The sequence below is a fragment of the Legionella steelei genome, assembly GCF_001468005.1.
In the GTDB taxonomy this organism is placed as follows: domain Bacteria; phylum Pseudomonadota; class Gammaproteobacteria; order Legionellales; family Legionellaceae; genus Legionella; species Legionella steelei.
Genome location: NZ_LNYY01000016.1, coordinates 213,492 through 223,755 on the forward strand (window position 1 = coordinate 213,492; position 10,264 = coordinate 223,755).

The window sequence follows — 10,264 nt, forward strand, 5'->3', positions numbered from 1 at the left end:
TTAGCCCGCCATAACTTCTTCAACAGTTTTACCACGCTTGGCCGCAACATAATCTGGGGTACCGATATTAGTTAAAGCACCGATCGTAGCTCTTACAATATTGCTTGGGTTGGTAGAACCAATACTCTTAGCTAATATGTTTTGTACGCCGAGAACCTCTAATACAGCTCTCATCGCACCACCAGCAATAATTCCAGTACCTTCACTTGCTGGCTTCATAAATACCTTAGAAGCACCATAGTTCCAAGTAATTTCGTGGAATATAGTTGATCCAGAAAGTGGAATATAAACCATATTTTTCTTTGCTTGTTCCATTGCTTTTTGAATTGCAATTGGAACTTCGCGCGCTTTACCTCTACCAAAACCAACTTTACCTTTGCCGTCACCAACAACAACAAGTACTGCGAAACCAAAAACACGGCCACCCTTAACAACTTTAGCGGTACGGTTTACCGATACTAACTTTTCTTGGTAGCCATCTGATTTAGGTGATGAATCATCGAATGCCATAATCGTTCCTTAAAAATCTAATCCAGCTTCGCGTGCACCTTCTGCAAGGGCTTTCACTCGGCCATGATATTTATAACCAGCACGATCGAATGCAACTTGCGTAATACCTTGCTCGCTTGCGCGCTTACCAAGTAGTTTGCCAACTAAGCTAGCTTGCTCTACTTTACATTTACCGGTCAGGCTGGATCGTAATTCTTTATCGTTAGTTGAACATGTTACTAATACTTTATCTCCAAGCTTATCAGCTTGAATGATTTGTGAGTAAATGTGTAAACCACTTCTATAAACGACTAGTCTTGCTCTGCCTGATTTACGAATCAATGCCTTTGCTTTTAATCCACGTCGAGCACGTGAGTTATGTTTATTCATGACTTAAACCTTATTTCTTTTTCGCTTCTTTACGCGCAATATACTCGCCAGCAAGTTTAACACCTTTACCTTTATATGGTTCTGGTGGTCTAAATGCTCTTATTTCAGAAGCTACTTGACCCAAAATTTGTTTATCAACACCTTTCAACAATATTACAGTATTACTTGGTGTTTCGACTAAAACACCTTTAGGTAAATGGTATTCAATAGGATGAGAATAACCTAGAGATAAAGTAATTGAATTATCTTTAGATTGTGCTCTATAACCTACGCCAACCAGTTCCAAGGTAACAACAAAACCTTCAGTTACACCCTTGACCATATTATTTACTAATGCACGCGCTGTTCCAGCTTGAGCCCAAGCTTTAGGATCATTTGCAGCAGGAGCAAACTCAACATGGTTAGAATCTTTATTTTTAGTTACTTTTACTAACCTATTAATTTTTTGGGTTAGTGTTCCTTTAGGCCCTTTTACAGTAACTTCACCATCACCTATTGTTATTTCAACATTTGCTGGTTGAACTACTGGGGCTTTTGCTACTCTAGACATATTATTCCTCGCAAGTATTAAGCCACTTCACAAATGACTTCACCACCAACGCCTTTCATCTTTGCAGATATATGGGTCATTATACCTTGTGATGTAGACAGTATAGCCACACCAAAACCAGGAATAGAAGTTAAATCTTTATAAGACTTATATACTCGCAATCCAGGTCTACTAATTCTCTTAATAAGTTCAATAACAGGTCTGCCATGATAATACTTCAGCTTTATTGTCATTAATTTAAGATTATTATCTAGTGGTTCTACAAAGAAGCTTTCAATATATCCTTCTTCCTTTAAAACACGAGCAATTTCTTCTTTCAATTTAGAAGAAGTTAACGTTATTTGCTGACGTTTTGCTTGTTGACCATTTCTAATTCGGGTCAGCATATCAGCAACTGGATCATGCATACTCACAATCGTTCTCCAATTAAAAAATTACCAGCTGGATTTTCTTCCGCCAGGTATATTACCAACCATTAGTTGTTGTCTTAAGCAAATTCTACAAAGAGCAAATTTACGATATACACCATGTGGACGACCACATTGTTGACATCGTGTTTTGAAACGAACAGGATTAGAATTAACAGGCAATTTAGCTAACTTTAACTGACTATCCATAATTACCTGAAAATCATCAGATGATTTAATCAATTGTTTCAATTCGTTTCTGCGTTTACTGTGTTTATTCACCAGCTTTTTACGCTTTAACTCTCTCATAAGCATTGATTTCTTAGCCACAATTTCACCCTTATTTTTTATCTCTATCTTTCAATGGAAGGTTAAAAGCTTCTAATAAAGCTTTAGCTTCTTCATTTGTTTTAGCAGTTGTAGTGATACAAATGTCTAAACCACGGATACCATCTGTTTTATCGTAATCAATTTCTGGAAATACGATTTGTTCATGTATCCCCATACTATAATTACCAGTTCCATCAAAAGATTTAGGATTTAAACCACGAAAATCTCTTACACGCGGCAAAGTTACGGAAATCAATCTGTCTAAAAACTCATACATACGTTGACGTCTTAGTGTTACTTTACAGCCTATAGGCCATCCTTCTCTAATTTTAAAACCAGCAATAGATTTTCTTGCTTTAGTGACAACAGGTTTTTGTCCAGCAATCAAAGTCATATCTTCAACAGCATGATTCATAACCTTTTTATCACCAACAGCTTCGCCAACACCCATATTTAAGGTGACTTTAAGCAGTTTTGGAACTTCCATAACGCTGGAATAGTTGAACCGTTTCATCATCATTGGGATGATTTCTTTTTTATAAAATTCATTAAGTCTTGCCATTTCAATCACCTAACTAAACACGGTCAATTATTTCATTGTCAGATTTAAAATATCTAACCTTTTTACTTACACCGTTACTCTCAATAAACTTAAATCCTACTTTATCCGCTTTATTTGTATTGGGATTAAACAGAGCAACGTTTGAATCGTGTACCGGAGCTTCAAGGGATACTATTCCACCCTTATTTTCTGGCTTTTGAGGATTAGGCTTAACATGTTTCTTTATTAAGTTTCCACCTTCGACAACAACGCCATTTTCTGTGACACGTAGGACTTTACCTCTATGACCTTTACTTTTACCGGCGATTATAATCACATCGTCGCCTTTTTGAATACGTTTCATATCTAAATCCTTCTCACAAAACTTCTGCAGCCAGAGATATTATCTTCATAAATCTCTCTCGTAGCTCGCGAGTAACAGGGCCAAATATACGAGTACCTATTGGCTCGTTTTGATTATTTAAAAGTACTGCTGCGTTGCCATCAAAACGAATTAAAGAACCATCGTCTCTACGAACGCCTTGCGCCGTACGAACTACTACAGCTTTCATTACAGCACCCTTTTTCACTTTACTTCTTGGTATTGCATCTTTAATACTTACTTTAATTATATCGCCTACGCGGGCATATCTACGGTGCGACCCGCCAAGCACTTTAATACACATAACTTTACGTGCTCCGCTGTTGTCAGCCACTTCGAGCACTGTCTGCATTTGGATCATTTTTTACTCCAGCTCTGATTTCGACCAGAAAAAGGTTGCTGATTATATCAGGCCTTTTAGGGTTTTAAAAGTAAATCAACAGGGTTGATTAAGAAATTACTTCGACTAATACCCAGCTTTTTGTTTTCGAGAGTGGTCTTGACTCACGGATTTTAACTATATTGCCAATTTTACATACTTGATTTTCATCATGAGCATGTAATTTGGATCTACGTTTCATAATTTTTCCATACTTTGGATGTTTAACAGAACGTTCAATCATCACAACTATGGTCTTATCCATTTTGTCACTAACTACTTTTCCAACCATTGTTCTGGCATTTGATTCACTATTAGACATGTCACTTACCTGCCTTTTCAGTCAATGTTGTTTTAACTCTTGCCACTGACTTACGCACCATTGTGATAAGATGAGTTTTATCTAGTGAGCCACTTGCTTTCTTCATTCGTAAATTTAATTGTTCTTTACGTAATGAAAGCAATTCATTTTGCAGTTCTTCTATAGATAAACTGCGTAATTCTTCAATCTTCTTCATTACATCACCTTCCTTTCTTCAAATATAACTTTGAAAGGAAGTTTTGCTTTAGCCAGATCAAAAGCTTCCATCGCAAGCTCTCTGGATACACCTTCCATTTCAAATAAAACCTTACCTGGTTGTATTTGAGCAACCCAATATTCAACACTACCTTTACCTTTACCTTGTCTTACTTCTAAAGGCTTTTGTGTAATAGGCTTATCTGGGAATACTCGAATCCAAATTTTACCACCACGCTTAATATGACGTGTCATTGCTCTACGAGCGGCTTCAATTTGTCTTGCTGTCAAACGACCACGTTCAAGAGCTTTCAAACCAAATTCACCGAAGCTGATGTTGCTACCGCGTAAAGCTAAGCCTCTATTACGGCCTTTCATTTGTTTGCGGTATTTTGTACGTTTAGGTTGTAACATGATTCTTAATCCTCACTCACTGGGCAACGTCAGATGATCTTTTCTTTTGTGGGAGAATTTCGCCCTTGAAGATCCAGACTTTTACACCAATAATACCGTAGGTAGTTTTAGACTCTGCTGTTCCATAATCAATGTCTGCTCTGAAAGTATGTAATGGTACACGACCTTCTCTATACCATTCGCTACGAGCAATTTCAGCGCCACCAAGTCTTCCGCTAACACAAATTTTAATTCCTTTAGCACCTGCTTTAAGAGCCGCAGTTACAGCACGCTTCATAGCACGTCTAAACATAACACGTTGCTCTAACTGTTGCGCAATTCCTTCAGCAACTAATGTTGAGTCAAGTTCAGGTTTCTTAATCTCTTCAATATTAAGATGAACAGGTACACCTAATCTGCTAGAAATTTCACTACGAAGTGTTTCAATACCACCACCTTTTTTACCGATAATTACACCGGGTCTTGCAGTCAGTATTGTTACTACAGCATTGTTAGCAGGACGCTCAATAAGAATTTTACTTACAGCAGCTGCCATGAGTTTCTTTTTAAGTTCAGTACGTAATTTAATATCTTGAATTAGAAATTCAGCATATTTTTTACCTGCGAACCATTTAGAATTCCAGTCTTTAATAATACCAAGGCGTATGCCTATAGGGTTAACTTTTTGTCCCATTGCTATTCCTCGTCAGACACTTTAATCGTGATATGGCAGGTACGTTTGCAAATTCTATTTGCACGTCCTTTAGCTCTGGGACTAATGCGTTTTAAAGTCATTGCTTCATCAACACAAACCATACCTACTTTTAAATCATCAATATCTGCCCCATTATTGTTTTCAGCATTGGCAATAGCCGACTCCAATAATTTAAGCATCAATTGAGCACCTTTTTTTGGTGTAAACTTGAGGACATCAAGTGCACCAGATACTTTCATATTTCGTATCATATCTGCCACCAATCTGCCCTTTTGAGCGGATAAGGGAGCACCTTTCAACTTTGCTGTAACTTCCATCATATCCTCTTATTTACCTTTTGCCTTTCTGTCACCAGAGTGGCCTTTGAAAGTACGAGTCATGGCAAACTCACCTAATTTATGACCGACCATGTTATCTGTTATGTAAACAGGGACATGATCTTTGCCGTTATGAACGGCAATTGTTAAGTCAATCATTTCAGGAACGATTGTTGATCGTCTTGACCATGTTTTAATTGGTTTCTTAGATTTCGATTCAATTGCAGCTTCTACTTTGGCAATCAAATGATGGTCAACAAACGGACCTTTTCTTATAGAACGAGCCACTTGATATCCTCTCAAAAATTATTTCTTCTTACGTCTTCTGACAATAAAATTATCAGTACGCTTATTACTTCTAGTTTTGTAACCTTTAGTAGGTAAGCCCCATGGTGATACAGGATGACGTCCACCAGAAGTACGACCTTCACCACCACCATGTGGATGGTCAACTGGGTTCATAGCAACCCCACGTACTGTTGGTCGAATACCTCTCCAACGCTTAGCACCTGCTTTACCTAATGCGCGCAAACTATGCTCACTATTGCTTACTTCACCAATTGTTGCTCTACAAAGAACATGAATTTTACGCATTTCGCCTGAACGAAGTCTCAATGTTGCATAGATACCTTCTTTAGCAACTATTTGTCCGCTCGCCCCAGCACTTCTTAAGACCTGTGCACCTTTCCCTGGTTTCATCTCAACACAGTGAATTGTGGTACCAACAGGAATATTTTTTAGTGGAAGACAATTACCTACGCTAATAGGAGAATCAGCACCACTTACAACAGTATCGCCAACATTTAAATTGGCTGGTGCAATAATATATCTTCTTTCACCATCTTTATAAACGATTAGTGCAATCAATGCAGTACGATTTGGATCGTACTCAATACGTTCAACACGAGCCTCGATTCCATCTTTATTACGTTTAAAATCAATGATGCGATATTGATTACGTTGACCGCCACCGATATGTCTTACAGTGATTCTACCTTGGTTATTACGACCCCCAGTTTTCTTCAGTTTTTCAACCAAAGCATCATGTGGTCTACCTTTATGGATATGGTGGTGAACCACGCGTAATTCGCCACGCTTTCCGGGCGAAGTAGGTTTAGATTTTAATAGTGCCATCTTAATCTGCCTTATTCGGTAGCTGTAAAGTCAATATCTTGATCAGCATGAAGAGTTACAAATGCTTTTTTCCAATCACTACGCTTTCCGCTCATTTGTTTAAAACGTTTTGTTTTTCCCTTCACATTGACAACAGACACATTTTTAACTTTAACGTTAAATATATTCTCTACCGCCATTTTAATTTCAGGTTTGGTTGCAGTTTTCAATACTTTGAAAGTGAACTGTTTCAGCTTATCAGCAATAACAGTAGCTTTTTCAGAAGTATGTGGTTCTCGTAGAACCATCAACAATCTTTCAGCGTTCATTGTAACTGTTCCTCAATTTTTTTAATTGCAGCTTCTGTAACAACAACTTTCTCAAATCTGAGTAAAGAAACAGGATCTATAGTTGTAACGTCGCAGATATCATAATCAATTAAGTTTCTTGAACCAAAATACTCATTCTCACCCACTTCGCTCATCACGATGAGAGCATTTTTTATATCCAGCTGGTTCATTTTAGTAACAAAATCTTTAGTTTTTTTGCTTTCACATTGGAAATCACTAACTACTACAAGGTTTCCAGTGCGACAAAGTTCGGAGATTATACTACGTAATGCGCGTTTGTACATTTTTTTATTAATTTTTTGTGAATAATCTCTTTTTTTAGAAGCAAACGTCACACCACCGGTTCTCCATAGTGGACTTCTTATGGTACCAGCACGAGCACGACCTGTACCTTTTTGATTCCAAGGCTTTTTACCACCACCTCTAACTTCAGAGCGAGTTTTTTGAGCACTGTTACCACTACGTGCATTATTCATATAAGTTACTACTGCTTGATGAATTAAGCCTTCGTTATAAGAATATGCAAATACTTCTTGGTTCAGTGTTAATTTTGAATTTGTATCTATCGTAGTAATTTCCATCACTCACCTCGCACTTGCTTTTTAACTGAAGGTTTAATTTCAACTCGCGAGCCAGGAGCACCAGGTATAGCACCTTTGATAAGAAGTAAATTTCTTTCGGCATCTACGCGCACTAGTTCAAGGCTTTGAACTGTACAACGAACATTACCCATGTGGCCAGCCATTTTCTTACCTTTGAACACGCGTCCTGGAGTTTGGTTTTGTCCAATTGAACCCGGAACACGATGCGATCTAGAGTTACCATGTGTAGCATCTTGCGTTCTAAAATTATAACGTTTTACTGTTCCAGCAAAACCTTTACCTTTAGTGATTCCAGCAACATCAACAAATTGACCAGCAGCGAATACATCAGCTACTGAAATAACTTGTCCTGCTTTGAATGCATCTTCAGAGTCAACTAAAAACTCAACTAGCGTGTCACCTGCTTCAATTTCAGCTTTTGCAAAGTGACCTGTTAAAGCTTTGTTAACTTTACTTGCCTTTTTAGTGCCACCAGTTAATTGAACAGCTGAGTAACCATCAGATTCTTTTGTTTTAACTTGTGAAACTCTATTAGGGTGAACTTCAACAACAGAAACTGGAACTGAAACTCCATCTGCCATGAAGACCCGCGTCATACCGATTTTACGGCCTAATAAACCGATCATCATTCTAACACCTCTTTAATATCCTTCACCCTAATATTTAGTCATCAAGGCTTATCTGAACATCAACCCCAGCAGCCAGATCTAATTTCATCAACGCATCTACTGTTTTCTCAGTTGGATGAACGATAACGACCAGGCGTTTATGAGTACGTAATTCGTATTGATCTCTTGCATCTTTATTAACATGCGGTGAAGTCAATACAGTAAATTTTTCCTTACGGACAGGTAGTGGTATTGGCCCACGAACTTGTGCGCCAGTACGTTTTGCTGTCTCTACAATTTCTCGAGTTGATAAGTCAATCAACCGATGATCAAAGGATTTTAATCTTATTTTAATGTTTTGATTGCTACTCATTCTAATTACTCGATAATTTTAGCGACAACACCGGCGCCAACAGTACGGCCACCTTCCCGAATTGCGAAACGTAAACCTTCGTCCATTGCAATAGGTGCATGCAAGTTGATGGTTAATTGTACGTTATCACCAGGCATTACCATTTCTACTCCAGATGGCAGATCACAAGTACCTGTTACGTCTGTAGTTCTGAAATAAAACTGAGGTCTATAACCATTAAAGAATGGTGTATGACGTCCGCCTTCTTCTTTTGATAATACGTATACTTCTGCTTCAAACTTTGTGTGTGGCTTAATTGTACCTGGCTTAGCTAATACTTGGCCACGCTCAACCTCATCACGTTTCGTTCCACGTAGTAACACGCCAACGTTATCTCCCGCACGTCCTTCATCCAACAACTTACGGAACATCTCCACGCCTGTACAAGTGGTTTTTTGAGTATCACGGATTCCCACAATCTCAATCTCTTCACCCACTTTAACAATTCCACTCTCGACACGACCAGTTACTACTGTTCCACGTCCAGATATAGAGAATACATCTTCGATTGGTAACAAAAATGCTTTATCAATGTTACGTACTGGTTCTGGTATGTATGAGTCCATTGTCTCAACCAGTTTCTCAATCGCTTTAACTCCGATATCACTCTCGTCGCCTTCCAACGCCTTCAACGCTGAACCAACAATAATAGGAATATCATCACCAGGGAAATCGTAACTGCTTAACAAGTCACGTACTTCCATTTCAACTAATTCTAACAACTCCGGATCATCTACCATATCCGCTTTGTTCATGAACACAACAATATAGGGTACGCCTACCTGACGTGACAACAGAATGTGTTCTCTCGTTTGTGGCATTGGACCATCAGCTGCTGATACTACGAGTATCGCTCCGTCCATTTGCGCCGCACCAGTAATCATGTTCTTAACATAGTCAGCATGTCCTGGGCAATCTACGTGTGCGTAGTGTCTGTTTGCTGATTCATATTCTACGTGTGCTGTAGAAATCGTAATGCCACGCTCTCTCTCTTCTGGAGCCGCATCAATCTGGTCATAAGCTTTTGCTGTACCACCAAACTTCTTCGCCATAATCGTGGTAATCGCCGCTGTTAATGTCGTCTTACCGTGGTCTACGTGACCAATCGTGCCCACATTAACGTGTGGTTTTTTACGTTCAAATTTTTCCTTCGCCATTGGAAAGTCTCCCCATTGCTAATTGACATTATGGTGCCCACAACTGGACTCGAACCAACGACCTCTTCCTTACCAAGGAAGTGCTCTACCGCCTGAGCTATGTGGGCTTATATTAACTTGCCAACTTCTTAAGGCAAGCAAATATTATCTATTTCTAATTTGGAGCGGGTGATGGGAATCGAACCCACGCTATCAGCTTGGAAGGCTGAAGTTCTACCATTGAACTACACCCGCTTTTATCCTTCTTTTTAACTGGTGGAGGGGGAAGGATTCGAACCTTCGAAGGCAGAGCCGTCAGATTTACAGTCTGATCCCTTTGACCGCTCGGGAACCCCTCCAAAAAGAACGTTATTGTCTTTTAAGATGAATAGAATGTCAACATTTTGTTAACGGCCAACCTAATAAGATGGTGCTGGCACCAGGAATCGAACCCGGGACCTACTGATTACAAGTCAGTTGCTCTACCAACTGAGCTACGCCAGCATGTACGCTTTTCCCATTTTTCAACGGGAATTCAGTGATATACAACTATCACTTAAATAAAACCCTGGCGATGACCTACTTTCACATGAGGAAACCTCACACTATCATTGGCGCGGGTTCGTTTCACTT

The 10,264-nt window shown here is 39.0% G+C and carries 20 protein-coding genes and 4 tRNA genes; all 24 read right to left on the bottom strand.

Annotation, left to right across the window (positions count from 1 at the left end):
• The 24 genes from rpsE to Lste_RS04175 all read right to left on the bottom strand — a co-directional run bounded on the left by rpsE (position 1) and on the right by Lste_RS04175 (position 10,135).
• Positions 1-510 carry a 30S ribosomal protein S5 gene (gene rpsE / locus Lste_RS04060; protein ID WP_058509805.1) on the bottom strand — a complete coding sequence of 170 codons (510 nt, stop codon included), beginning with the start codon at positions 508-510 and terminating at the stop codon, positions 1-3.
• A 9-nt stretch (positions 511-519) separates the two neighbouring features.
• Complete coding sequence (gene rplR, locus Lste_RS04065) at positions 520-879, bottom strand: 50S ribosomal protein L18 (RefSeq protein ID WP_058509806.1); 360 nt, start codon at positions 877-879, stop codon at positions 520-522.
• A 10-nt stretch (positions 880-889) separates the two neighbouring features.
• Positions 890-1,429, bottom strand: coding sequence for a 50S ribosomal protein L6 (rplF, locus tag Lste_RS04070; protein WP_058509807.1), 540 nt, complete (start codon positions 1,427-1,429; stop codon positions 890-892).
• A gap of 17 nt (positions 1,430-1,446) precedes the next feature.
• Positions 1,447-1,836, bottom strand: a complete 390-nt coding sequence (rpsH, locus tag Lste_RS04075; RefSeq protein WP_202814160.1) for a 30S ribosomal protein S8 — start codon at positions 1,834-1,836, stop codon at positions 1,447-1,449.
• 27 nt (positions 1,837-1,863) lie between these two features.
• Positions 1,864-2,166, bottom strand: a complete 303-nt coding sequence (rpsN, locus tag Lste_RS04080; RefSeq protein WP_058509809.1) for a 30S ribosomal protein S14 — start codon at positions 2,164-2,166, stop codon at positions 1,864-1,866.
• 10 nt (positions 2,167-2,176) lie between these two features.
• Complete coding sequence (rplE, locus tag Lste_RS04085) at positions 2,177-2,728, bottom strand: 50S ribosomal protein L5 (protein ID WP_058509810.1); 552 nt, start codon at positions 2,726-2,728, stop codon at positions 2,177-2,179.
• Between the two features lie 13 nt (positions 2,729-2,741).
• The gene (gene rplX / locus Lste_RS04090) at positions 2,742-3,071 is read right to left on the bottom strand and encodes a 50S ribosomal protein L24 (RefSeq protein WP_058509811.1); all 330 of its coding nucleotides are present in this window, start codon (positions 3,069-3,071) and stop codon (positions 2,742-2,744) included.
• 13 nt (positions 3,072-3,084) lie between these two features.
• Positions 3,085-3,450, bottom strand: coding sequence for a 50S ribosomal protein L14 (rplN, locus tag Lste_RS04095; protein ID WP_003633077.1), 366 nt, complete (start codon positions 3,448-3,450; stop codon positions 3,085-3,087).
• Positions 3,451-3,538: 88 nt separating this feature from the next.
• Positions 3,539-3,790: a 30S ribosomal protein S17 gene (gene rpsQ, locus Lste_RS04100; protein ID WP_019233369.1), complete on the bottom strand. Its 252-nt coding sequence runs from the start codon at positions 3,788-3,790 to the stop codon at positions 3,539-3,541.
• Between the two features lies 1 nt (position 3,791).
• A complete protein-coding gene (rpmC, locus tag Lste_RS04105) occupies positions 3,792-3,986 on the bottom strand; it encodes a 50S ribosomal protein L29 (protein WP_058509812.1) in 195 nt (64 codons plus the stop codon).
• Positions 3,986-4,399 carry a 50S ribosomal protein L16 gene (gene rplP / locus Lste_RS04110; protein ID WP_003633085.1) on the bottom strand — a complete coding sequence of 138 codons (414 nt, stop codon included), beginning with the start codon at positions 4,397-4,399 and terminating at the stop codon, positions 3,986-3,988. Before rplP ends, rpmC begins: the two co-directional genes overlap by 1 nt.
• Positions 4,400-4,415: 16 nt before the next feature.
• Positions 4,416-5,072 (bottom strand): 30S ribosomal protein S3, encoded by a 657-nt coding sequence (rpsC, locus tag Lste_RS04115; RefSeq protein ID WP_058509813.1) that lies wholly within the window; start codon positions 5,070-5,072, stop codon positions 4,416-4,418.
• A gap of 2 nt (positions 5,073-5,074) precedes the next feature.
• Entirely contained in the window at positions 5,075-5,410 is a 336-nt protein-coding gene (gene rplV, locus Lste_RS04120; RefSeq protein ID WP_003633087.1) for a 50S ribosomal protein L22, read from the bottom strand.
• Positions 5,411-5,419: 9 nt separating this feature from the next.
• Positions 5,420-5,698 (bottom strand): 30S ribosomal protein S19, encoded by a 279-nt coding sequence (rpsS, locus tag Lste_RS04125; protein WP_058509814.1) that lies wholly within the window; start codon positions 5,696-5,698, stop codon positions 5,420-5,422.
• An 18-nt stretch (positions 5,699-5,716) separates the two neighbouring features.
• Positions 5,717-6,544 carry a 50S ribosomal protein L2 gene (rplB, locus tag Lste_RS04130; protein ID WP_058509815.1) on the bottom strand — a complete coding sequence of 276 codons (828 nt, stop codon included), beginning with the start codon at positions 6,542-6,544 and terminating at the stop codon, positions 5,717-5,719.
• An 11-nt stretch (positions 6,545-6,555) separates the two neighbouring features.
• On the bottom strand, positions 6,556-6,852 hold the full coding sequence (rplW, locus tag Lste_RS04135; protein ID WP_058509816.1) for a 50S ribosomal protein L23: 297 nt from the start codon (positions 6,850-6,852) through the stop codon (positions 6,556-6,558).
• Complete coding sequence (gene rplD, locus Lste_RS04140) at positions 6,849-7,454, bottom strand: 50S ribosomal protein L4 (protein ID WP_058509817.1); 606 nt, start codon at positions 7,452-7,454, stop codon at positions 6,849-6,851. The genes rplW and rplD overlap by 4 nt, the downstream gene beginning before the upstream one ends.
• A complete protein-coding gene (gene rplC, locus Lste_RS04145; protein WP_058509818.1) occupies positions 7,454-8,104 on the bottom strand; it encodes a 50S ribosomal protein L3 in 651 nt (216 codons plus the stop codon). The genes rplD and rplC overlap by 1 nt, the downstream gene beginning before the upstream one ends.
• Before the next feature lie 34 nt (positions 8,105-8,138).
• Entirely contained in the window at positions 8,139-8,456 is a 318-nt protein-coding gene (gene rpsJ / locus Lste_RS04150; RefSeq protein ID WP_010654833.1) for a 30S ribosomal protein S10, read from the bottom strand.
• Positions 8,457-8,461: 5 nt separating this feature from the next.
• Positions 8,462-9,652, bottom strand: a complete 1,191-nt coding sequence (gene tuf, locus Lste_RS04155) for an elongation factor Tu (RefSeq protein WP_058509819.1) — start codon at positions 9,650-9,652, stop codon at positions 8,462-8,464.
• A gap of 31 nt (positions 9,653-9,683) precedes the next feature.
• Positions 9,684-9,759: transfer RNA gene (locus tag Lste_RS04160), tRNA-Thr, on the bottom strand.
• A 53-nt stretch (positions 9,760-9,812) separates the two neighbouring features.
• Positions 9,813-9,886 (bottom strand) — tRNA-Gly (locus Lste_RS04165).
• Between the two features lie 19 nt (positions 9,887-9,905).
• Positions 9,906-9,990: transfer RNA gene (locus Lste_RS04170), tRNA-Tyr, on the bottom strand.
• Between the two features lie 69 nt (positions 9,991-10,059).
• Positions 10,060-10,135 (bottom strand) — tRNA-Thr (locus tag Lste_RS04175).
• Positions 10,136-10,264 lie beyond the last annotated feature (129 nt).